General features: G+C 57.8%; 21 protein-coding genes and 1 tRNA gene. 5 read left to right on the top strand and 17 right to left on the bottom strand.

Annotated features, from left to right (window positions below; translation table 11 throughout):
* Nucleotides 1–18 precede the first annotated feature (18 nt).
* The 15 genes from nuoF to RFER_RS07475 form a co-directional block, all read right to left on the bottom strand.
* Nucleotides 19–1,395, bottom strand: coding sequence for an NADH-quinone oxidoreductase subunit NuoF (nuoF, locus tag RFER_RS07545; RefSeq protein WP_011463799.1), 1,377 nt, complete (start codon nt 1,393–1,395; stop codon nt 19–21).
* Complete coding sequence (nuoE, locus tag RFER_RS07540) at nt 1,395–1,883, bottom strand: NADH-quinone oxidoreductase subunit NuoE (protein WP_011463798.1); 489 nt, start codon at nt 1,881–1,883, stop codon at nt 1,395–1,397. The genes nuoF and nuoE overlap by 1 nt, the downstream gene beginning before the upstream one ends.
* Nucleotides 1,880–3,133: an NADH-quinone oxidoreductase subunit D gene (locus RFER_RS07535; RefSeq protein WP_011463797.1), complete on the bottom strand. Its 1,254-nt coding sequence runs from the start codon at nt 3,131–3,133 to the stop codon at nt 1,880–1,882. Before RFER_RS07535 ends, nuoE begins: the two co-directional genes overlap by 4 nt.
* 7 nt (nt 3,134–3,140) lie before the next feature.
* Complete coding sequence (locus RFER_RS07530; protein WP_011463796.1) at nt 3,141–3,749, bottom strand: NADH-quinone oxidoreductase subunit C; 609 nt, start codon at nt 3,747–3,749, stop codon at nt 3,141–3,143.
* 10 nt (nt 3,750–3,759) lie between these two features.
* A complete protein-coding gene (locus tag RFER_RS07525) occupies nt 3,760–4,239 on the bottom strand; it encodes a NuoB/complex I 20 kDa subunit family protein (RefSeq protein ID WP_011463795.1) in 480 nt (159 codons plus the stop codon).
* 4 nt (nt 4,240–4,243) lie between these two features.
* Nucleotides 4,244–4,603 carry an NADH-quinone oxidoreductase subunit A gene (locus RFER_RS07520; RefSeq protein WP_041791673.1) on the bottom strand — a complete coding sequence of 120 codons (360 nt, stop codon included), beginning with the start codon at nt 4,601–4,603 and terminating at the stop codon, nt 4,244–4,246.
* Between the two features lie 61 nt (nt 4,604–4,664).
* A tRNA-Leu gene (locus RFER_RS07515) sits at nt 4,665–4,749 on the bottom strand.
* A gap of 113 nt (nt 4,750–4,862) precedes the next feature.
* On the bottom strand, nt 4,863–5,216 hold the full coding sequence (gene secG, locus RFER_RS07510; protein ID WP_011463793.1) for a preprotein translocase subunit SecG: 354 nt from the start codon (nt 5,214–5,216) through the stop codon (nt 4,863–4,865).
* 37 nt (nt 5,217–5,253) lie between these two features.
* A complete protein-coding gene (gene tpiA / locus RFER_RS07505; RefSeq protein ID WP_011463792.1) occupies nt 5,254–5,997 on the bottom strand; it encodes a triose-phosphate isomerase in 744 nt (247 codons plus the stop codon).
* Nucleotides 5,994–6,989 (bottom strand): NAD(P)H-quinone oxidoreductase, encoded by a 996-nt coding sequence (locus tag RFER_RS07500; RefSeq protein WP_041790357.1) that lies wholly within the window; start codon nt 6,987–6,989, stop codon nt 5,994–5,996. Before RFER_RS07500 ends, tpiA begins: the two co-directional genes overlap by 4 nt.
* A 71-nt stretch (nt 6,990–7,060) precedes the next feature.
* A complete protein-coding gene (gene pnp / locus RFER_RS07495; protein ID WP_011463790.1) occupies nt 7,061–9,181 on the bottom strand; it encodes a polyribonucleotide nucleotidyltransferase in 2,121 nt (706 codons plus the stop codon).
* A gap of 201 nt (nt 9,182–9,382) precedes the next feature.
* A complete protein-coding gene (rpsO, locus tag RFER_RS07490; RefSeq protein WP_011463789.1) occupies nt 9,383–9,649 on the bottom strand; it encodes a 30S ribosomal protein S15 in 267 nt (88 codons plus the stop codon).
* Nucleotides 9,650–9,805: 156 nt separating this feature from the next.
* Nucleotides 9,806–11,110, bottom strand: a complete 1,305-nt coding sequence (locus RFER_RS07485; protein WP_011463788.1) for a branched-chain amino acid ABC transporter substrate-binding protein — start codon at nt 11,108–11,110, stop codon at nt 9,806–9,808.
* Between the two features lie 144 nt (nt 11,111–11,254).
* Complete coding sequence (locus RFER_RS07480; RefSeq protein ID WP_011463787.1) at nt 11,255–11,899, bottom strand: response regulator transcription factor; 645 nt, start codon at nt 11,897–11,899, stop codon at nt 11,255–11,257.
* Entirely contained in the window at nt 11,896–13,974 is a 2,079-nt protein-coding gene (locus RFER_RS07475) for a sensor histidine kinase (RefSeq protein ID WP_166485686.1), read from the bottom strand. The genes RFER_RS07480 and RFER_RS07475 overlap by 4 nt, the downstream gene beginning before the upstream one ends.
* Before the next feature lie 35 nt (nt 13,975–14,009).
* On the opposite strand from RFER_RS07475, the gene RFER_RS07470 reads away from it, so the two are divergent.
* From RFER_RS07470 to RFER_RS24860, 5 genes are all read left to right on the top strand, one after another.
* Nucleotides 14,010–15,056, top strand: coding sequence for a TRAP transporter substrate-binding protein (locus RFER_RS07470; protein WP_011463785.1), 1,047 nt, complete (start codon nt 14,010–14,012; stop codon nt 15,054–15,056).
* A gap of 92 nt (nt 15,057–15,148) precedes the next feature.
* Nucleotides 15,149–16,144 carry a TRAP transporter substrate-binding protein gene (locus RFER_RS07465; protein ID WP_011463784.1) on the top strand — a complete coding sequence of 332 codons (996 nt, stop codon included), beginning with the start codon at nt 15,149–15,151 and terminating at the stop codon, nt 16,142–16,144.
* A 52-nt stretch (nt 16,145–16,196) separates the two neighbouring features.
* Entirely contained in the window at nt 16,197–16,871 is a 675-nt protein-coding gene (locus RFER_RS07460; protein ID WP_011463783.1) for a TRAP transporter small permease, read from the top strand.
* Nucleotides 16,868–18,151, top strand: coding sequence for a TRAP transporter large permease (locus RFER_RS07455; RefSeq protein WP_011463782.1), 1,284 nt, complete (start codon nt 16,868–16,870; stop codon nt 18,149–18,151). Before RFER_RS07460 ends, RFER_RS07455 begins: the two co-directional genes overlap by 4 nt.
* Nucleotides 18,152–18,290: 139 nt before the next feature.
* The gene (locus RFER_RS24860) at nt 18,291–19,904 is read left to right on the top strand and encodes a methyl-accepting chemotaxis protein (protein ID WP_011463781.1); all 1,614 of its coding nucleotides are present in this window, start codon (nt 18,291–18,293) and stop codon (nt 19,902–19,904) included.
* A gap of 156 nt (nt 19,905–20,060) precedes the next feature.
* On the opposite strand, the gene RFER_RS07445 is transcribed toward RFER_RS24860, so the two are convergent.
* Both RFER_RS07445 and RFER_RS07440 read right to left on the bottom strand, forming a co-directional pair.
* Entirely contained in the window at nt 20,061–21,170 is a 1,110-nt protein-coding gene (locus RFER_RS07445; protein ID WP_011463780.1) for a 6-phosphofructokinase, read from the bottom strand.
* A gap of 61 nt (nt 21,171–21,231) precedes the next feature.
* Entirely contained in the window at nt 21,232–21,810 is a 579-nt protein-coding gene (locus RFER_RS07440) for a cob(I)yrinic acid a,c-diamide adenosyltransferase (protein WP_011463779.1), read from the bottom strand.
* Nucleotides 21,811–21,888 lie beyond the last annotated feature (78 nt).

Genomic DNA, 21,888 nt, shown 5'->3' with positions numbered 1-21,888 from the left:
GCTCGCTCAGACGCTCGTTCAAACGTACAGCGGGACCATGCAGGTCTTGTGCTCTACGTGGTATTCAAATTCAGGGCGGAAATGCTTGATCATGGCGCGTACGGGCATGGCTGCCGCATCTCCCAGCGCGCAAATGGTACGCCCCATGATATTTTCAGCGACGTTGTCAAGCAGATCGAGGTCTGTGACGTGACCGTGACCATTTTCGATTCTGTCCACTACCCGCGACAGCCAGCCTGTACCCTCACGGCAAGGCGTGCACTGTCCACACGACTCATGCATATAAAAGTAGCTCAGACGCTGCAGGCTCTTGACCATGCAGCGGCTGTCATCGAGAACAATGACTGCCCCAGAGCCCAGCATCGAACCCGCCTTGGCAATGGAATCGTAGTCCATCGTGCAGTCCATCATGATGCTGCCAGGCAGCACCGGCGACGAGGATCCACCGGGAATGACGGCCTTGAGTTGGCGCCCACTGCGCACCCCACCGGCAAGCTCCAATAATTGGGAGAATGGCGTACCCATCGGCACTTCATAATTACCTGGAAGCTCCACGTCACCACTGATGGAGAATATCTTGGTACCGCCACTATTGGGCTTGCCACACGCCAGATAAGCCTGCCCACCATTGCGGATGATCCACGGCACCGCCGCGAAAGTTTCCGTGTTGTTAATGGTGGTAGGTTTCCCGTAAAGACCGAAACTGGCCGGGAACGGTGGCTTGTAGCGAGGTTGACCTTTTTTGCCTTCAAGTGACTCAAGCAATGAGGTTTCTTCGCCGCAAATATAGGCGCCATAACCATGAGCAGCATGCAACTGGAAACTGAAGTCGCTACCCAGAATATTGTTTCCAAGAAGACCAGCCGCACGCGCCTCTTCTATCGCCTCTTCAAAACGTAGATAGGTCTTGAAGATTTCACCATGGATGTAGTTATAGCCCACTGCAATACCCATGGCGTAGGCTGCGATGATCATGCCTTCGATCACCATATGGGGATTGAACTGCAGTATTTCACGGTCCTTGCAAGTGCCCGGCTCTCCCTCATCAGAGTTGCAGACGAGATACTTTTGCCCGGCATACTGGCGTGGCATGAAGCTCCACTTAAGCCCGGTCGGAAAACCTGCTCCGCCACGCCCCCGCAAGCCGGATTCCTTGACGACTGCAATCACTTGATCCGGCGTCATACCTGAGGCAGTAACGTCGTCAGCAGTTACACCGCTGTTCTTTGCGAGTATCTTTCGCAATGCCTGATAACCACCACGAGATTCGTAATCCTTCAAATGCCAATTCGAACCATTCAAATCTGCATAAATCTGAGGGTTGATATGACGACCATGAAAACAGGTCTGTACGCCGGTGGCTTCAAACTGGGAGAGGACTTGTTCAGCCAACATTACTTATCCCCCACCGCACGCAGGCCATCGACCAGTTGATCCAACTTGTCGTCACTCATGAAACTGCACATGGTCTGATCGTTCACCAACAACACAGGTGAATCAGCACAAGCGCCAAGACATTCACACTGTTGCAAAGTGAACATGCCGTCAGGCGTGGTCTCGCCCATTTTGATGTCCAGCTTGTGCTCAAGATGCTTGAGTGCCTTTCCGCCGTCGCGCAACTGACATGGCAAATTGGTGCAGACATTCAGCTTGTACTTGCCAACTGGTTGCTGGTTGTACATGTTGTAAAACGTCGTGACTTCATGCACGGCCATGGGAGCCATACCCAGAAATTCAGCCACCAGGACTTCACTCTCGGCGCTCACATAACCGGACTCCTGCTGGACAATCGCCAGGCACGCCATGACGGCGGACTGCTTCTGGTCCACTGGGTACTTGGCAACTTCTTGAGCGAAGCGCACTTTGGATTCTTCGGAAATCATCGATCAACTTCCCCAAACACAATATCCAACGAACCAATAATGGCAACAGCATCACCAATCATGTGCCCACGCCCCATTTCACCGAGCGCTGCCAGATGCACAAAGGCAGGCGGACGAATTTTCATGCGGTAAGGCTTATTGGCTCCATCGCTGACCATGTAGATACCAAACTCACCTTTGGGATGTTCAATGGTCGCGTAGGCTTCACCTTCGGGCACGGAAAAGCCCTCGGAAAAGAGCTTGAAGTGGTGAATCAATTCTTCCATGTTGGATTTCATGGATTCACGATTCGGCGGCGCAATCTTGTGGTTGTCGGTAATAACAGGACCCGGATTAACACGCAGCCAATCAACACATTGTTTGATGATACGGTTGGACTGCTTCATCTCTTCCATGCGCACCAGATAGCGGTCATAGCAGTCACCGGTCTTACCCACCGGGATATCAAAGTCCAACCTGTCATAAATCTCATAGGGCTGCTTTTTCCGCAGATCCCAAGCAACCCCAGAACCACGCAACATCGGACCACTAAACCCTAGATTTAGCGCGCGCTCCGCGGTCACCACGCCAATGCCTACCGTGCGCTGTTTCCAGATACGGTTATCCGTCAACAGGGTGTGATACTCACCCAGGTAGGTTGGGAAGCGTTGGGTAAAGTCATCAATGAAATCAAGCAAGCTACCATCACGATTACGATTCAGCTTCTCAGTAGACTTGGCGCTACGAATCTTGTTGGGCTGATGCCGTGCCATGGTGTCGGGCAAATCGCGATAGACACCGCCCGGCCGGAAGTAGGCCGCATGCATGCGGGCACCGCTGACCGCCTCATACATATCCAGGAGATCCTCCCGCTCGCGAAATGCGTACAGCATGACCGTCATCGCTCCGCAATCCAGAGCTCCCGCGCCTACACACAGCAAATGGTTAAGCAAACGGGTAATCTCGGCAAACATCACGCGGATGTACTTTGCTCGGATGGGGACTTCCAGTCCCAGCATCTTTTCAACTGCCAGACAGTACGCGCTTTCATTGCACATCATCGACATGTAGTCGAGGCGATCCATGTAAGGCAAGGCCTGGATATAGGTCTTGGTTTCGGCCAGTTTCTCAGTGGCCCGATGCAACAACCCGATATGCGGGTCAGCGCGTTGAATCACTTCGCCATCAAGTTCCAGCACGAGACGCAAAACGCCATGCGCTGCAGGATGCTGCGGCCCAAAGTTAAGGGTGTAGTTTTTTATTTCAGCCATAAAGCGCCTAGTGCAAGCCCCCGTAGTTGTCTTCACGGATGATGCGCGGTGTAATCTCGCGTGGCTCAATCGTGACGGGCTGATACACAACGCGCTTTAGCTCGGCGTCATAACGCATCTCGACATGACCTGAAACCGGAAAATCTTTTCGGAACGGATGACCGACGAAACCATAGTCGGTCAGGATACGGCGCAAATCAGCATGCCCCTCGAAAACGATGCCAAACAAATCAAAAGCTTCCCGCTCAAACCAGTTCGCAGAACTCCAGACATCGCACAAGGACTGCACCACCGGCAAATTGTCATCGGGCGCAAACACCTTGAGCCGCACGCGCTGGTTCAGGCTTACCGACAAAAGGTGGGATACCACACAATAACGCAATCCAGTTTGGGGCTGATCCTTGTACGTAGAGTAATCAACGCCGCACAAATCCATCAGTTGCTCGAACCGACAGTTTGGGTCGTCTCGCAGAATCTTTGCGGCCTGCAAATAATGAGCACCGTCCACGACAACGGTAAGTTCATCTAGTCGAAGCACGCTGCTGATAAGCAAGTCGCCAAGCGCAGCCTCAACATGAACTTTGATAGATTGTGGATTTACAGCGTATGAAGTCATCACCACCCCCTCATGCGCGTGCAATGGTTTGCGTGCGGCGAATTTTGTGCTGCAACTGAATGATGCCGTACAGCAGAGCCTCCGCCGTAGGTGGACACCCAGGTACATAGACATCTACCGGAACGATACGATCACAACCCCGTACCACTGAATAACTGTAGTGGTAATAACCCCCACCATTGGCACACGAACCCATGGAAATCACCCGACGAGGTTCACTCATTTGGTCGTACACCTTGCGAAATGCAGGCGCCATCTTGTTGCACAGCGTGCCTGCCACAATGATCAAGTCTGACTGACGCGGACTGGCACGAAACACCTCTGCACCAAAGCGACTGATATCGTAGCGGGCGTTAGCCGCATGCATCATCTCCACAGCGCAACAAGCCAATCCAAAAGACATCGGCCAGAGGGATCCAGTTTTAGCCCAGTTCATCACCGAGTCGTAACTGGTGGTGATAAAGCCTTCCTTTAATATGCCTTCGATCATCGCATCACTCCCAGTCAAGGGCTCCCTTTTTCCACTCGTAAATAAACCCTACGACGAGGATAGTCAAAAACACCATGACCGACCAAAAACCAAGTGCACCAATGTCTTTGAGCGCCACCGCCCAAGGAAACAAGAATGCGATTTCCAGATCAAACAAAATAAAGAGGATGGCAACCAGGTAGTAGCGCACATCGAACTTCATGCGCGCGTCCCCAAAGGCTTCGAAACCGCATTCGTAAGGCGAGTTCTTTGCAGAATCAGGGAGGTTAGGTCCGAGGATGTATCCAAGCACCTGTGGCGCAACACCGACACCGATGCCAACCAGGATGAACAAGAAAATTGGCAGGTATTGATCAAGACTCATAAAAGGATATTGTGTTCCAAGTATCGGCTTGCTGCATTGATCCACATCAAGCATGTTTATTTGGTGCCGTCGGCGAGACTCGAACTCGCAAAGCTTTCGCCACTACCACCTCAAGATAGCGTGTCTACCAATTTCACCACGACGGCTCTCAGGTGTCCGGACTGCACAAGATATCTTGTACTTCTAGCCCTCCGGACAGAGCTATAGTCTACCCTTAAATCCGCAGATTCTCAGCGACGGCAGGCAATTTCAACCGCGATTATTTCGATGGGATTTGCGCCGCACCAGACGCGGGTACCGAGGGTGGAACGACCACCGGAACAGGTACTGAAACAGCGGCACCCTCAAGCACACTGCCCGAACTCACCGTTGGACGAGCCGTACCAAAATAAGCCAGTAGCAAGGTGCAAACAAAGAACACCGTGGCCAGCACAGCCGTGGTGCGCGACAGAAAATTTGCGCTGCCACTGGCACCAAAAAGACTACCTGACCCTCCACTGCCAAACGCTGCGCCCATATCCGCGCCCTTGCCATGCTGCACCAAAATTAGACCCACCATGGCAACCGCAGAAATCATCTGAACAGCGAGAAGAATAGTTAATAAAGCGCTCATCGAATACTCCTAAATATATAGACGCTTATGCTTGAAATCAGCAAGCAGAAGCAATAATTGATAAAAAATCCGGGACCTTGAGCGAGGCACCACCCACCAGGCCACCATCGATATCTGGCTGAGCCAGCAACTCCGCGGCGTTCGCAGCATTCATGCTGCCGCCGTAAATTATCTGAATACGATCCGCCTGGATTGAAGCGGCCTGCAACTGTTGGCGCAGCACCGAGTGCACTTGCTGCGCTTGCTCGATGCTGGCTGTCTTGCCCGTTCCGATGGCCCACACCGGCTCGTAGGCCACTACAACCTCGCTGATGCAGTGACCATTGGCGTGAATCACCGCCGCCAGTTGACGCTTGACGACTTCTTCGGTCCTGCCAGCTTCGCGCTCAGCCAGGGTCTCGCCGACACACACAATCGGCGTGATGCCACAGGCCAGAGCCCGCTGCGCTTTGGCTGCAACGAGGGCATCCGTCTCAAAGTGATATTGACGACGCTCGGAATGACCAACGATGCAATAACGTACACCAAATTCCTGAAGCATGGCCCCAGAAATTTCACCCGTGAAGGCGCCCACCTCATGCTGGGAAAGATCCTGCGCACCCAGAGCAATGGCAGTGCCAACAAGCAGCGCCTGGCATTGCGCCAGATAGACCGACGGCACACACAACGCGACCTGACAGACTGACGCGCCCACCCCAACTCGAAGACCTTTCACAAGGGCCTCATTGGCAGCCAGACTGCCGTTCATTTTCCAGTTGCCTGCGATCAGCTTTTTTCTCATGCCACACCCCAAGTCAAAACAATTTTTCCAACATGCAAATTGGACTCCATCAGGGCATGCGCCCTGAAGGCATCCTGCGCCGAAAATGTGCTGTGAATCACCGGCTTGATGCGGCCTTGCTCAATCAACGGCCAGACATTTTTCAGAAGCGCCCGCGCAATCGCGGCCTTGAAAGCAACCGGTCGCGCCCGCAAGGTCGACCCCGTCACCGTGAGGCGCCGACGCAGCACCAGACCGGCGTTGATCTCACTCTTGACGCCACCCTGCACGGCAATGATGACCAGCCGGCCATCCTCACTCAAACACTCAATCTCCTTGGCCACATAGCTGCCGGCCACCATGTCGAGAATGACATTCACGCCCTGGCCACCGGTCAATCTCTTGACCTCTTCCTGAAAATCGTGCGTCTTGTAGTTGATGGCATGATCGGCGCCCAACGCCAGACAAGCGGCGCATTTCTCGTCGCTGCCCGCCGTCACGATGACCCGGGAACCCAGGGCCTTGGCCAACTGAATGGCGCTGACACCAATGCCGCTGGAGCCCCCCTGAATCAACAAGGTTTCACCTGTCTGCAATTGCGCCCGGTCAAACACATTGCTCCAGACCGTGAAAAACGTCTCGGGCAGCGAAGCCGCCTCGACATCACTCAGACCTTTTGGCACCGGCAGGCACTGCCCCACTGGGGCGATGCAATATTGGGCGTAGCCGCCTCCGGCGACCAGCGCACAAACGCGCTCACCGAGTTTGAATCCGGCACTCGCCAGTTCCTGCTCATCGCCGCGTTCAATCACGCCCGCCACCTCCAGCCCCGGAATATCCGAGGCTCCCGACGGCACCGGGTAGTTGCCCGTGCGTTGCAGCACGTCCGGCCGGTTGACGCCGCTGGCCGCGACTCGAATGAGCAGTTCACCAACGCCAGGGACCGGCATGGGACGCTCACCCAGGCGCAAAACGTCGGGGGCGCCAAAGGCGGATATTTCGATGACTTTCATGATCATTTCAGGCGCTAGCCCCCGTGTTATATGCACGAGGCGCTATCAACTTCATATCAAAAAGCAAGCCATCAAACGTGCTCAGGGCCGCCCTGGCCCGGACGATCCAGCAACACTTTCATGGACAGCTTGATGCGGCCCTTTTCGTCCGTCTCCATCACCTTGACTTTGACGATCTGGCCCTCTGACAAATAGTCGGTCACCTTTTCAACACGTTCGTGCGCGATCTGGCTGATGTGCAGCAGGCCGTCTTTGCCCGGCAGCAGATTCACCAAGGCACCGAAGTCCAGAATCTTGGTGATCGGGCCTTCATAGATCTTGCCGATTTCGACTTCAGCCGTGATCTGCTGAATGCGGCGTTTGGCTTCTTCAGCCTTGGCCGGATCAGCCGACGCGATGGTGATGGTGCCGTCTTCGTCGATATTGATCTGGGTGCCGGTCTCTTCGGTCAGCGCACGGATGACGGAGCCGCCCTTGCCGATCACGTCACGAATCTTGTCGGGATTGATCTTCATGGTGAACAGGCGCGGCGCAAAGGTCGACACTTCGGTCTTGGCCTCAGCCATGGCTTCCTGCATCTTGCCCAGGATGTGCATGCGCGCTTCCTTGGCCTGGGCCAGTGCCACTTGCATGATTTCCTTGGTAATGCCCTGAATCTTGATGTCCATCTGCAGCGCGGTAATGCCGTTGGTGGTACCCGCTACCTTGAAGTCCATGTCACCCAGATGATCTTCATCACCCAGAATGTCGGTCAGCACGGCGAAACGGTTTTCTTCCTTGATCAGACCCATGGCAATGCCGGCCACATGCGCCTTCATGGGCACGCCGGCATCCATCAGGGAGAGGCAGCCGCCGCAGACCGAGGCCATGGACGAAGAGCCATTGGACTCGGTGATCTCCGAGACCACACGCATGGTGTACGGGAACTCTTCCTTGCTTGGCAACACCGCCATCAAAGCCCGCTTGGCCAGGCGTCCGTGGCCGATTTCACGCCGCTTGGGCGTACCGACGCGACCGGTTTCGCCAGTGGCAAAGGGGGGCATGTTGTAGTGCAGCATGAAGCGATCTTCATAGTCGCCAGACAGCGCGTCAATGCGCTGGGCATCACGCTCGGTGCCCAGGGTGGTGACCACCAAGGCCTGGGTTTCACCGCGCGTGAACAGGGCAGAACCGTGGGTGCGGGGCAGCACGCTGTTGCGGATTTCGATCGGACGCACGGTACGGGTGTCGCGGCCGTCAATGCGCGGCTCGCCGGCCAGAATCTGGCTGCGAACGATCTTGGCTTCGATGTCAAACAGCATGCCTTCAACGGCAACACTGTCAAACGCGACACCATCGAGCTTCAGGTCTGCCATCACGACAGCGTAAGCTTCGCGGCAGGCGCGGGTACGGGCCTGCTTGTTGCGAATTTGGTAAGCCGCCTCCAGTTTATGGGCGGCCAATGCGCCGACCTTGGCGATCAATGGCTCGTCCTTGGCCGGCGCCTTCCAGTCCCACACCGGCTTGCCGGCGTCACGCACCAGCTCGTGAATCGCGTTGATGGCGATATTTCCCTGCTCATGACCGAACACGACAGCGCCGAGCATGATTTCTTCGCTCAGTTGCTGGGCTTCGGATTCGACCATCAGCACAGCGGCTTCGGTACCGGCCACCACCAGATCCATGACGGAATCTTTGCGGGCAGTCTGGCCCGGATTGAGCACGTATTCACCGTTGATGTAGCCCACGCGAGCTGCGCCGATAGGGCCGCTGAACGGGATGCCGCTGACGGACAGCGCAGCGCTGACCGCGATCAAGGCCGCAATGTCCGCGTCCACTTCAGGGTTCAAGGACAGCGTATGAACAACGACATGCACTTCGTTGAAGAAGCCTTCCGGGAACAACGGGCGGATCGGACGGTCAATCAGGCGGCTGGTCAGCGTTTCAAACTCGCTGGGACGGCCTTCACGCTTGAAGAAGCTGCCCGGAATCTTGCCTGCAGCATAGGTTTTCTCGAGATAGTCCACGGTCAAGGGGAAGAAGTCCTGACCGGCTTTGCCTTCGGTCTTGGCAACCACAGTGGCCAGCACCACGGTGCCATCCATGTCCAGCAATACGGCGCCGCTGGCTTGACGGGCGATTTCGCCGGTTTCCATGGTGACGGTGTTCTGGCCCCATTGGAAGGTCTTGGTGACTTTGTTGAATATGCTCATTTTTATCTCCTGGTCAATTTGGGAAGTGCAGGCCACCTCACCCGAGCCCGGATTACGCCTCACAGAACACGATGCCATTCCAGGAAAATTCAAATCGAATCCATCTGGAATGACACAGCTTCGCTCCGTTTTCAGCTTCTCCGAAGTAAAAAACGCCTGAGCTAGGAACCTAACTCAGGCGTTCATCATTTGATTCAACGATTACTTACGCAGACCCAGCTTGGCGATCAATGCGATGTAACGTTCAGCGTCTTTGGACTTCAGGTAGTCCAGCAACTTGCGGCGACGACTCACCATGCGCAACAGACCACGACGACCGTGATGGTCTTTGGCGTGGGTCTTGAAGTGAGGCATGAGTTCGTTGATGCGGGCGGTCAAAAGTGCGACTTGCACTTCAGGACTACCGGTATCGCCGGGTTGACGTGCGTTGTCTTTGACGACAGCGGCTTTAATGCTGGATGCGATCATGTTTATTTCCTGTTTGATGTGAACTTGCGTCAGGCGCTGGAACTGCCCCTGACGTGCACTGCTGCAATCTGCAGAGCCTTGGATTATAGCCAACCCATCAACATATCCCAAACATGTCGGCCTTTCCTGCGAATAGCCCACCCATCCAGGCTTCGTTTATTCCACAGGCCTTTGCATTTTGCAGGTGGTGGGCAACTCGGCCCGCTTGGCAGCAATGGTTTTGATAACTCGAAAACCGTAGCCCGAGCCCTCCACATCAAACTTCACGCCGGGCGCGCCTTGCTTATCCATCACGCCCACCACCAGCGGCTGCTGAAACTGGTGGTCAGCCGCCCGCATCGCCCCGCTTTGTGAGCCAAAAACAACTCTAGCCCTCTCCAGCTGTCTGGCAACAGCTATCGAATTCGTAGTATTTGCTTTTTCAATTGCCTGCGCCAGTGATTCCACCATCAGTTGCATGCGCATGTGAACGTAGTCGTCAGCCGGATTGGGAAAACGCTGGCGAAACGACTGGTAGAAGGCTTCGCTTTGCGCCGTCTGGACGTTGGGCAGCCAGTCGGCCACCGCCACCACTTTACCGATGCCCGCGTCGCCGATGGCCGCTGGCGCACCCAGCGCGTTGCCGTAGAAGGTGTAGAACTTGCCTTCAAAGCCGACTTCTTTCGCCGCTTTCACCAGCAGCGTCAGGTCGTTGCCCCAGTTGCCGGTAATGACTGCCTGCGCGCCACTGGCCTTGATTTTGGCGGCATACGGCAAAAAGTCCTTGACACGTCCGACCGGGTGCAGCTCGTCGCCCACCACCTGCACATCCGGGCGCGAGGCCGCAAGCTGGCGTTTCGCCTCGCGTGCCACGGCATGGCCAAAGCTGTAGTCCTGGCCAATGATGTAAACACTCTTGAGGGCTTTGTCTTCTTTTAGCACTTCCATCAGCGCGGTGATGCGCATGTCGGCATGGGCATCAAAACGAAAGTGCCAAAAACTGCATTTTTCGTTGGTCAGGATGGGATCGACGGCCGAGTAGTTCAGGAACAGAACACGTTTGCCAGGCTCTCGTTCGTTGTGCTTGTTGATGGCGTCAATCAGCGCCGCCGCCGTGGCAGATGAGTTGCCCTGCATGATGAATTGCGCGCCATCGTCGATGGCGGACTTGAGGGCCGTCAGCGCTTCCTCGTTCTGACCCTTGCTGTCGTAGCGCTCCAACGCCAGAGGTCGGCCGCCCCCAGCGAGCTCGCCGGAGGCGGCAATCTTGACGCCGCCACGCGCATTGACGCGCTCCACCGCCCAGATCAGGTTGCGAAACACCGCCTCGCCCGTGTTGGCAAACGGGCCACTCAAGCCCTCAATCATGGCGATCTTGATCGGCGCCGATGTGGGCGTTTGGGTCGCTTGCGCGAACGTCAGGGTTGGCACGCATAAGGCCAGCGCCAGCAATTTCAGGGCCTTACGGGAATATACAAACATATTGAAATCTCTCTTGAACACAGCCGATTCACTCACAGAGTCGGTACCAGCGGTGGTTGATGTCGAACGCCGCGCAGTGTACCGGCAGCCCGTCGCTTGGCAGCAAGCCGCATGTGTTGCCGTGCAAAAGGCAGGCAGGCGACATCAAGTCTGCGGCGGCTGGATGATCGACAACGGCTGCAGGCGCCCGAGCTTGTGGGCCAGCTCAACCGCCGAACTGACGCCCATTTTTTCAAAAATATGCGATCGGTGGAACTCGACGGTGCGTGGGGTAATGCCGAGATGGTCCGCAATGGTCTTGTTGTAGTGACCGCGAATCAGTTCATCCAGAACTTCACGCTCACGCGGACTCAGACTGGTCAGCGCCTGCTTGAGGCGATACACCTCCAGATCGGTGTCACTGATCGCTGACGCCGCCGCCAGCGCTTGCTCCACCCGGTCGACCAACTCATTGTCCTGAAACGGCTTTTCCAGAAAATCCCAGGCACCGCTCTTGACGGCCGCCACCGCCATGCCAACGTCGCCGTTGCCGGTCAAAAACAACACGGGCCAGGGGCAACACAGCGCCTTGAGCCGCTCAAACGTGACCAACCCGGACAAGGGCGTCATGCGGACATCGAGCAACACCACCGCATGACCCCAATGACCCAGCATCGCCTTCGCCGCGTCCAAAAACGCCGGGCCGCCGTCCCACGTGGCTGCCACGTAGCCGCGCGAGTCGAACAGCCAGGCCAGTCCATCCCGAATGTCCGGGTCATCGTCAACTATGTGAATAGCGGGTTGGTTCATGGGACTCCTTGGGCAACGAGCAAGGTGGGCAAAATTGGCGCGATCAAGGGCACTTCGGCTAGCGGCAGCCAAACAACAAAGCGCGCACCGCCCAACTCGGGGTCACGCCCGACCTCGATCCGCCCATGATGGGCTTCCACAATAGAACGGCAGATGGCCAGACCCATGCCCATGCCGCCTTCCTTGGTGCTGAAAAAAGCATTAAAAATATTCACCCCATTCTCTTCCGTCACCCCAGGGCCGGAATCAGCCACCACCAGGGTAGCGAGACCTTGGGACCGGTCGCAGGCCATTTCGACCCGCACCTGCGCCAAACCCGGACCCCGATGGGCCCAGTGCAGGGCGTTATCCACCAGGTTGTTGATCAGATGCTCCAGGAGCAATTCGTCCGCATCAATCCAGATCGCCTGATTGTTATCCACCAGCGACACCTGGCGTGTCTGCGCGTCTGCCGTGCTGGCGAGAACGCGCCGCAAGACCGCCACCACGTCCAGGTGCTGACGGGAAAGTTCACGCCGGCGCGCAAAGGCATTGACGCGCTGAATGACGCCCCCCGCGCGCTCCGCCAGACGCGCCATGCGCGCCACCACCGGCTCCAACTCGTCCAACCTGATGTTGCCCCCGCGCAGACGATTGAGTAGCCCGTTGGCAAAGCTGCTGAGCGCACCCAGCGGCTGATTGAGCTCATGCGCCAGGGTGGAGGCAACCTCTCCAACGGCCACCAGACGCCCCGACGCTTCGAGTTTTTCTTGCTGCAGGGTCGCCATGCGTTGCGCCCGCTTGCGCTCACTGATATCCAATACGGAGCTCATCCAGCCGAGCTGCTCGCCATTGACGGTGGTAAGCGGTGCTTCATGAATCAACACATCCAACAGTTTCCCGCTGCGGTGTTGAAACTGCAGTTCTACGCCGTCGCCTTGCGTACCCTGAACAATGATGTCGCGGTGCACCAGCTGAAGTTCATTGGCCTGATCGGCTGGCCAGTACGGCATGGGGGCAGACTTGCCCAGCAGAGCGGTCGCCGGGTAGCCCACCATGTTGCAAAAAGCTTGATTCACGTACAGGATTTTGCCGTGCTGGTCCCAGGCCCGCAGGCCGATGGTGACCGAATTCTCCATGGCGGTGCGCAAGGCCACCTCGGCTTGCAAGCGGGCCTGCACCTGCTGGCGTTTGACAAAGTCGCGCCGCAGCGCCACCAGGCTGATCAGCATCCCCAGCAAAAAAAGCAGCGCCACCAAAAAGAAGATACGCGGCACCGTGGTCGGCTGCTCGCCGATGGGGGCGACCTCCAGGAACAAGTCTGGCCCTGGCAAATTCATGCTGGCCCGGTACGAATGAGCAGCCGACGCCTGCGCAGGTGCCGCATCAATGTCATCAGCGACCAGCCGCACGCTGTGGTTTTGCGCAAACCAGGCGGGCACCAAGGACCGCACCGCACGCTCCAGCGACACGGCGGCCAGGTAATTGCCCACAAACTGGCCGCGATCAAAGAACGGCACAGCCAGCCAGACCACATCCGTCAAGGACCCGTCAGCTTGCTGCATCAGTCCGGCGTAAGCCGAGCGCCGCAGACCGCGCGTGGTGTCCTGCATGGTGGCGAGCGCCTGCGCATTGGCTGGGTGCGCCGCCCAGTCCAGTTGCCAGCGCTGCGGCCCCACCCGGGCATCAGGGGACAGGCCAGCCGCCAGCCAGCCATGCGACAACACCACGCCGGGCTCGCGCCATAGCAAACCGCCTTGTACTTCAACACTCTTGGCCTTCTTGGACCGGGCACTTGCGTCGCCCAGGACGGACTGACGGGCCAATACCAGCAAGTCGTCTTCCAGTCGACGAAAGTGAAACTGCACGCTCTGCTCCAGCCACTGCGCGTCGGCGGCGCGACGGCGCGTCTCTTCTTCGGCCTCAAAGTTATTCAGGTACAGCACCAGGGTAACCACCGCGCCCACCAGCAACAGCAACAAACCCAACAGCCACAAAAGCGTGCGTCGGTTGCGGCTGGCATGGCGCGGCAGCGTCTGCTGCAGCATGGCAAAGTCGCGCGACTGATAGGTGGGCAAAGGTTCGGTTTTGGTCACGAGTTTTTCCAACAAGTCCTCGCATAATAGCCAGCATGTCGCCTCCTGTATTTTCCGCCTGCTTACCCCGCGCTGATCGCCGTCAGTGGCTGCGCGGGCTGGCCGCCACCGCGCTGGCATCGGGCGCCCTGAAGGCGGCACCAGCCCATGGCATCATGCTGCGGTTTTCGCACGTGGTGGCTGAGGAAACGCCTAAAGGGTTGGCGGCCAACCGCTTCAAGCTGCTGCTGGAGCAGCGCTCTGGCGGACGCATTCAGGTAGTGATCTACCCCGATGCTCAGCTCTACGGCGACCACGACGAGATGCAGGCCTTGCAACTCGGTGCGGTGGACTTGCTGGCCCCCTCGCTGTCCAAGTTTGGCCGCATCGGTTTCCCGGAATTCGAGCTGTTTGACTTGCCGTTCCTGTTTGACGAAGTGGCTGATGTGCGGCGGATCACCCAAGGTCCGCTTGGGAAACGGTTGCTGGCGCGTCTAAGCCAACAGGGCCTGGTGGGTCTGGGTTACTTTGACAACGGCTTCAAGCAAATGAGCGCCAACCGCCCCTTGCTGGCTCCGGCCGATTTTGTCGGTTTGCGCATGCGCGTGCAGGCCTCGCGCGTGATTGCAGCACAGATGCGTGCCCTGGGCGCGCATCCGGTCACGCTCCCGTTCAGTGAAACCCGGCGCGCACTGGCCAGCGGGGTCGTGGACGGCACGGAAAACCCGGTGTCCAACTTCTGGACCCAACGCATGCACGAAGTGCAAACCGACCTGAGCCTGACCGAGCATGGCTATCTGGGTTATGCGGTGGTGACCAATCAGCGCTTTTGGATGAGTCTGTCCGAAAGCGACCGCGCGCTGATCGGGCAGGCTCTGCGCGAGGCGCTCGCTTTTGGCAACCTGATTGCCGACACCCAAAACGACAAGGCCCTGGCGGCCCTGCGTGCAGCGGGCACCACCCGCATCCACACCCTGACCGATGGCCAGCGCGCGCGCCTGGCACGTGCGGTTGAACCCGTGCATCAGGCACTGGCCAACCGTATTGGTCTGCAATGGATGGACGACCTGCGCAATGCCCTGAAACAGCGACTATCGGGTTAACCCTAGCTGTTGAATGCCACAGTTGCCCTACCCTCGGGCGGGCGTTAATCTTCACTGGTTAGTGTTGTTTTTTTATTATTCAGGAGACATTCATGAAATTGAAATTGGTCCTTGCCAGTGCTTTGCTGGCCATCGGTTTGAGCGCAAGTGCCCAGACCGTCATCAAGTTCAGCCACGTCGTTGCGGTCGATACACCCAAGGGCCAGGCAGCTTTGTTCTTCGCCAAAAAGGCGGGCGAGCTGACCAAAGGCAAGGTCAAGGTCGAGGTCTATGCCAACAGCGCCTTGTACAAAGACAAGGAAGAAATGGAAGCGCTGCAAATCGGCTCAGTGCAAATGCTCGCGCCTTCACTCGCCAAGTTTGGCCCATTGGGAGTGAAAGAGTTTGAAGCTTTTGACCTGCCTTTCATCTTTGATGACACGGCCGATTTGCACAAGATCACTCAAGGCCCGGTCGGTGCTGGTTTGCTGGCCAAGCTCGACGCCAGAGGCATTCATGGCCTGGCGTTCTGGGACAACGGTTTCAAGGCTTTCTCGGCCAACACACCGCTCAAAACACCAGCTGACTTCAAGGGCAAAAAATTCCGCATTCAGTCTTCCAAGGTGCTGGAAGAAGAAATTCGCTCGGTCGGCGGCATTCCGCAGGTGATGGCATTCTCAGAGGTTTATCAAGCGCTGCAAACCGGCGTGGTCGATGGCACAGAAAACCCGATCTCGAACTTCTATACGCAAAAAATGCATGAAGTGCAGAAGCATCTCTCGATCACCAATCATGGCTACCTTGGCTATGCAGTGATCGTGAACAAGAAGTTCTGGGACGGCCTGCCCGCTGACATTCGCGGCGAGCTGGAACAGGCGATGAAAGAAGCCACCGTTTATGCCAACCAGATTGCCCAGGAAGAAAACGACAAGGCACTTGACGGCGTGAAGAAGAGCGGCAAAACCACCGTTTACGTGCCCACCAAAGAAGAGCGCCTGGCCCTGAAGAAAGCCATGGCCCCGGTGCACACCAAAATGGCCGATCGCGTTGGCAAGGACACGCTGCAACAAATCTACAAAGCCACTGGCTTTGACCCGGCCAAGCTCTAAGCTGATTTGACGTTCACCGCAACATTGATGACAAGGCGTCGGAGCTCAAACCATGAAATTTCTTGATCACCTGGAAGAGTGGCTGGTCACCTTCCTGATGGGCGCTGCGACGCTGATCATCTTTGTGGCGGTGGTACACCGCTACGCCGCTGGCCTGCCGATACCCGGCGTGCAAGACTGGCTCTTGTCCCTCTCCTTGAGCTGGGCGCAGGAGCTGACCATCATCATGTTTGTCTGGATGGCCAAGTTTGGCGCCGCCTATGGCGTGCGCACCGGCATTCACGTCGGGGTGGACGTGCTGATCAACCGCATGCAAGACAAGATGAAGAGCAAATTCATCGTCTTCGGGCTGTGTGCGGGCGCCCTGTTTACCGGCATTGTGGCCACCCTGGGTGCCACTTTTGTCTGGGACAACGGCGCGCACCATGCCTGGTTCAACCTGTTGGGTTTGTCCGTAGAAGGCATACCCGAAGGTCCCACTACGCCGGACCTGGAGATGCCAACCTGGATGGTTTACAGCGCCGTGCCGCTGGGAACCAGCCTGATGTGTTTCCGGTTTTTGCAGGTCATGGTCAATTTTCTTAAAACCGGCGAACTGCCGCACCACGACCACGGCCATGTCGAGGGTCTGGAAGCCGAAACACCCCCGGTCGACTTCAACCCGCTTGCCATGGATGACAACCTGCACCCTTCTGATTTGCAGAACAAAGAAGGGGATTCGAAATGAATGCCGCCATTATTTTTGTCCTCTTGCTGGTGCTCATGCTCACCGGCATGCCAATCTCGATTTCACTCGGCTTGACCGTTCTGACCTTTTTGTTTGGCTTTACCCATGTGCCGCTGGAGTCGGTGGCGCTCAAGCTCTTTACCGGCATTGAAAAGTTCGAGATCATGGCGATCCCGTTCTTCATCCTGGCGGGTAACTTTTTGACCCACGGCGGCGTGGCCAAGCGCATGATCAACTTTGCCTCCAGCATGGTCGGCCACTGGTATGGAGGCCTGGGCCTGGCCGGTGTGATGGCTTGTGCCCTGTTTGCGGCGGTGTCGGGTTCCTCGCCCGCCACGGTGGTGGCGATCGGCTCGATCTTGCTGCCGGCCATGACCAAAGCGGGTTTTCCGAAAAGCTTCGGTGCCGGCGTCATCACCACTTCCGGCGCGCTGGGCATTCTGATTCCGCCTTCGATCGTGATGGTCATGTATTCGGTGGCGACCAACACCTCGGTTGGCGCGCTGTTCATGGCCGGCGTGGTACCTGGCATCGCACTGGCCTGCGTGTTGGGCGGGGTCACCTGGTATCGGGCCAAGAAGTTCAACTACCCGCGTCTGCCCAAGGCAACCTGGGCCGAGCGCTTCAAGGCTTTCAAGACCTCGGCCTGGGGCTTGCTGCTGATCGTGATCGTGATGGGCGGCATTTACACCGGCATGTTCACGCCGACTGAAGCGGCGGCCATGAGCGCGGTCTATGCGTTTGTGGTGGCGGTGTTTGTCTACAAAGACATGAGGCTCAAGGACGTGCCCAAAGTGTTGCTCAACTCGGCCAACATGTCGGCGATGCTGCTCTACATCATCACCAACGCCGTGCTGTTCTCGTTCATTATGACCAATGAGAACATTCCGCAGGCGCTGGCCGACTGGATGCTGGGCAACGGCCTGGGCATGGTGACCTTCTTGCTGGCCGTGAACGTGATGCTGCTGCTGGCGGGCAACTTCATGGAGCCCTCCAGCATAGTGCTGATCTTCGCGCCGATCTTGTTCCCGGTGGCGATGAAGCTGGGCATTGACCCGGTGCACTTTGGCATCATCATGGTGGTGAACATGGAAGTGGGCATGTGCCACCCGCCGGTGGGCCTGAACCTGTATGTGGCCTCCGGCATCACCAAGATGGGGATTACCGAGCTGACGGTGGCGGTCTGGCCGTGGCTGCTGGCGATGCTGGGCTTCCTGGTGCTGGTGACCTACTGGCCGCCCTTGTCAACCTGGTTCCCACGCATGCTGGGAATGATGTAGCTTGACTTGAACAAGTGATCGAGTGTCAACGGGCACGTTCAGGCTTTGCGCCTGGCCGCTGCCCGTTTTTTTTTGCTGTACCCTTGCGCGTCAATCAAGGTATCACGTCAACAGCAGTTGGTTTTTCAGGAGACGAAGAATGAAACTCGACAATATGAAAATTGCTACTCGGCTCATTCTCGGGTTTGGCACATTGGGTTTGTTGATTGCCTTTATGGGCGCAGTCGCGCAGTTCAAGGTCAGCATGATGAACCAGCTGTTTGCCCAGGTCATTGCGGAACGCATCCCAAAAATCGTCTTGATCAACGACATCAAGGGCGACGTCACCTTGATCGCCGATGCGCTGCGCAACATGATCATCCTGAGCGACACGGACAAGATCACCAAGGAAGGCGCCCGTATCCCGGCCGCCCGTGCCCGCATCGGTGAGCGGCTCAAACAGCTGGACACACAGATTACCGAGGCCCAAGGCAGGGCCGTGCTGGCCAAAGTGACAGCGACCCGCAGTCAATACGATCCGCTGGAGGCCGAGACCATGGACCTGGCCGCTGGCGGACAGGTGTTTGAGGCCAAGGCCATGCTGCTAGACAAAGTGCGCCCGGCACAACAGGCCTATTTTGAAGCGCTCGACGGCTTGCTCAAGTACCAGAACACACTGCTCGATCAGTCCACGGCCGCTACACAGACGGCGGCGGCGAGCATGCCGCTGGTAATTGGTGCCACGCTGGTGATTGCTTTGGCGGTGGGTATCTTGCTGGCGGTCTGGATTATTCGCTCCATTACCCGTCCGATCCTGCAAGCGGTGCAACTCGCTCGCGGTGTGGCGGCAGGCGACCTGAGCATGCAGTTTGACGCCAGCGGCAAAAACGAAATTTCACAATTGCTGCAGGCGCTCAAGGAGATGCAAACCGGCTTGGTGCAAGTTGTCTGCAAGGTGCTCCAGGGAGCCCAAAGCGTCTCCAGCGCCAGCGCCGAGATTGCGCAGGGCAACCATGACCTGTCGGCGCGCACGGAATCCCAGGCCAGTTCACTGGAAGAAACCACCGCGTCGATGGAAGAGCTCAACTCCAACGTCAAGCACAACGCCGACAGCGCCGCCCAGGCCAACCAGCTCGCCATGAATGCATCTACCGTGGCGGTCACAGGAGGTCAGGTCGTGGCGCAAGTGGTGCAGACCATGAAAGGCATTAACGACGCGTCGAAAAAAATCTCGGACATCATCAGCGTCATTGACGGCATCGCCTTTCAAACCAACATCCTGGCGCTCAACGCTGCCGTGGAAGCCGCCCGCGCCGGTGAGCAGGGTCGCGGTTTTGCCGTGGTGGCAAGCGAAGTGCGCAGCCTGGCCGGGCGCTCGGCCGATGCGGCCAAAGAGATCAAGTCCTTGATCAATGCCAGTGTCGAGCGGGTCGAGCAGGGCTCCACTTTGGTCGACCAGGCTGGAGCCACCATGACCGAGGTGGTCAGCGCCATCCGGCGAGTCACCGACATCATGAGCGAGATCAGTGCAGCCAGCCATCAGCAGAGTGCCGGCGTGTCGCAAGTGGGCGAGGCGGTGAACCAAATGGATCAGGTGACACAGCAAAATGCTGCACTGGTCGAAGAGATGGCGGCGGCGGCGAGCAGCCTCAGAACCCAGGCGCAGGACCTGGTGCAAGTGGTCGCTGTTTTCAAGCTCGGCACCGATGACGGTCAGCGTGTCGCGCCGCCACAGGCCTTGCGTGAAGGCTCGCCTCGTGCTTTACTCAGATGATCACAGGAACCCAGGTGGCTGCGTATTTTCAAACAAAATAGCGCTCTAGCCCCCGTAATATAAGCACATATAGCTATATATTTGATAGCTAATTGTGTTTGCAAGCGCCAGCAGAACCGTGTGATCTTTCAGCGGCAACCCGTCATCGCGCGTGGTTCAATCGCCAAAACAAATCCCCAGATCACGTCCGGTTTGTAGCGTGTCACTGTCCAGCGGCACCGCCTTCATGTGGCCCGCCACTTCTTCCAGCGCGACGTAATCGACGCCGGTCAAGCCCAGAGACACCATGATGCCGGACTGCCCTTCGTCCAGCGCGCGCACCGCTGCCGCACCAAAACGCAGGGCCGCCAGCCGGTCGAAGGCGGTCGGGCTGCCACCGCGCAGCAAATGCCCCAGCACCACCACACGCGTGTCTTTGCCGGTGCGCTCGGCCAGCGCCCGGCCGACACGCTCGCCAATACCACCCAGACGCTCGGCATGGCCCGCCTCGGCCGGGGCCGCCAACTCGCGGTGTCCGTCGCCCGGCTGCGCCCCTTCGGCCACCAGCACAATGGAATACAGCCGCCCTTCGGCGTCACGCGCGCGAATCTTGGCCGCCACCTGCTCCAGATCGAAGCTGATCTCGGGCATCAAAATGACGTGCGCATTGCCCGCAATGCCCGAGTGCAGGGCGATCCAGCCGGCATAGCGCCCCATCACTTCGACCACCATCACGCGCTGGTGGCTCTCGGCCGTACTGTGCAGGCGGTCCAAGCACTCGGTGGCAAAGCCCACCGCCGTGTCAAAACCGAAGGTGGTAAAGGTCTTGTCCAGGTCGTTGTCGATGGTCTTGGGCACGCCCACCACACGCAGGCCTTTCTGGTGCAGTGCATTCGCAATGGTGAGTGAGCCGTCGCCGCCGATAGCCACCAACGCGTCAATCTGGTGGGTGGCGAAATAGGTCAAAATTTCGTCCGAGCGGTCAATCTCCCGCGTACTCCCGTCGGGCAGTGTGATCGGAAAATGCAGAGGGTCACCTTTGTTGGTGGTGCCCAGGATGGTGCCCCCCAGATGCCCGATGCCGCGCACCTTGTCGCGTGTCAGCCGGACCACGCCGCCTTGCGGGTAGCGCTCTGGAAACAAGATGCCATTAAAACCATCACGGATGCCGTAGCACTCCCAGCCCCGGTTGGCAGCGGCAATCATCACCGACTGGATGACGGCGTTGAGGCCGGGGGCGTCACCGCCGCCGGTGTTAACGGCAATACGCCGGATTGAGTTTGTCATGGCTATTCCTGCTCAAGAATCTGAAGATGAAGAATACGCGCGAATCAGCTTAAGCCCCCATTCAATCGGCAGACGCTCGCGCCAGCTTTTCGCTCTTCCAGTACACGTCATCGCCGACGCTGCCATCGGTGCGATAGCGGTTGAGCACGCGGGCCAGCACAAACATCAGGTCGCTCAAGCGGTTGAGGTACTGGCGCGGCGTGTCTTTCAGGCTCTCCTGCCCTTCGAGCGCCACCACCGCGCGCTCGGCGCGGCGCGCCACCGTGCGGCACACATGGGCCAGGGAGGCCGCGCGCGTACCCGCAGGCAGGATGAACTCCTGCAGCCGTGGCAGTGCTTCGTTGTGCTCGGCCAGCGCGGCATCGAGCGCCAGCACCGCCTCGGGCTTGAGCAGCTCAAAACCGGGGATGGAGAGCTCGCCACCCAGGTTGAACAGCTGGTGCTGGATTTCCACCAACAGGGTGCGCACACCCTGCGGCATGGCTTCGCACAGCAACACACCAATGTTGGAGTTGAGTTCATCCACGTCGCCCATGGCGTGCACACGCAGGCTGTCTTTTGACACGCGGGTGTTGTCCCCCAGCCCGGTGGTGCCGTTGTCGCCGGTGCGGGTGGCAATTTGCGTCAGTCTTTGTCCCATAAAAATGACTCCTGAAGTTGAGCTATTGTTGCAGCAAAATACAAACCGGTAACCTTGCGGGACAGACCATAGCGCAGC

Origin of the sequence: Rhodoferax ferrireducens T118 (genome assembly GCF_000013605.1) — a bacterium.
In the GTDB taxonomy this organism is placed as follows: domain Bacteria; phylum Pseudomonadota; class Gammaproteobacteria; order Burkholderiales; family Burkholderiaceae_C; genus Rhodoferax; species Rhodoferax ferrireducens.
The sequence above is the reverse complement of the archived record's forward strand: the minus strand, read 5'-3'. Positions and strand labels throughout refer to the sequence as shown.

Bases quoted from the DNA above. Each gene is read 5' to 3' on its own strand.
- secG (WP_011463793.1), bottom strand. From the start codon at position 5,216: ATGAGCGCTTTATTAACTATTCTTCTCGCTGTTCAGATGATTTCTGCG.
- RFER_RS07480 (WP_011463787.1), bottom strand. From the start codon at position 11,899: ATGAACCAACCCGCTATTCACATAGTTGACGATGACCCGGACATTCGG.
- RFER_RS07530 (WP_011463796.1), bottom strand. From the start codon at position 3,749: ATGACTTCATACGCTGTAAATCCACAATCTATCAAAGTTCATGTTGAG.
- tpiA (WP_011463792.1), bottom strand. From the start codon at position 5,997: ATGAGAAAAAAGCTGATCGCAGGCAACTGGAAAATGAACGGCAGTCTG.
- nuoF (WP_011463799.1), bottom strand. From the start codon at position 1,395: ATGTTGGCTGAACAAGTCCTCTCCCAGTTTGAAGCCACCGGCGTACAG.
- RFER_RS07455 (WP_011463782.1), top strand. From the start codon at position 16,868: ATGAATGCCGCCATTATTTTTGTCCTCTTGCTGGTGCTCATGCTCACC.
- RFER_RS07500 (WP_041790357.1), bottom strand. From the start codon at position 6,989: ATGAAAGTCATCGAAATATCCGCCTTTGGCGCCCCCGACGTTTTGCGC.
- RFER_RS07440 (WP_011463779.1), bottom strand. From the start codon at position 21,810: ATGGGACAAAGACTGACGCAAATTGCCACCCGCACCGGCGACAACGGC.
- RFER_RS07535 (WP_011463797.1), bottom strand. From the start codon at position 3,133: ATGGCTGAAATAAAAAACTACACCCTTAACTTTGGGCCGCAGCATCCT.
- RFER_RS07485 (WP_011463788.1), bottom strand. From the start codon at position 11,110: ATGTTTGTATATTCCCGTAAGGCCCTGAAATTGCTGGCGCTGGCCTTA.
- nuoE (WP_011463798.1), bottom strand. From the start codon at position 1,883: ATGATTTCCGAAGAATCCAAAGTGCGCTTCGCTCAAGAAGTTGCCAAG.
- RFER_RS07520 (WP_041791673.1), bottom strand. From the start codon at position 4,603: ATGAGTCTTGATCAATACCTGCCAATTTTCTTGTTCATCCTGGTTGGC.
- pnp (WP_011463790.1), bottom strand. From the start codon at position 9,181: ATGAGCATATTCAACAAAGTCACCAAGACCTTCCAATGGGGCCAGAAC.
- RFER_RS07445 (WP_011463780.1), bottom strand. From the start codon at position 21,170: ATGACAAACTCAATCCGGCGTATTGCCGTTAACACCGGCGGCGGTGAC.
- rpsO (WP_011463789.1), bottom strand. From the start codon at position 9,649: ATGATCGCATCCAGCATTAAAGCCGCTGTCGTCAAAGACAACGCACGT.
- RFER_RS24860 (WP_011463781.1), top strand. From the start codon at position 18,291: ATGAAACTCGACAATATGAAAATTGCTACTCGGCTCATTCTCGGGTTT.
- RFER_RS07525 (WP_011463795.1), bottom strand. From the start codon at position 4,239: ATGATCGAAGGCATATTAAAGGAAGGCTTTATCACCACCAGTTACGAC.
- RFER_RS07465 (WP_011463784.1), top strand. From the start codon at position 15,149: ATGAAATTGAAATTGGTCCTTGCCAGTGCTTTGCTGGCCATCGGTTTG.
- RFER_RS07460 (WP_011463783.1), top strand. From the start codon at position 16,197: ATGAAATTTCTTGATCACCTGGAAGAGTGGCTGGTCACCTTCCTGATG.
- RFER_RS07470 (WP_011463785.1), top strand. From the start codon at position 14,010: ATGTCGCCTCCTGTATTTTCCGCCTGCTTACCCCGCGCTGATCGCCGT.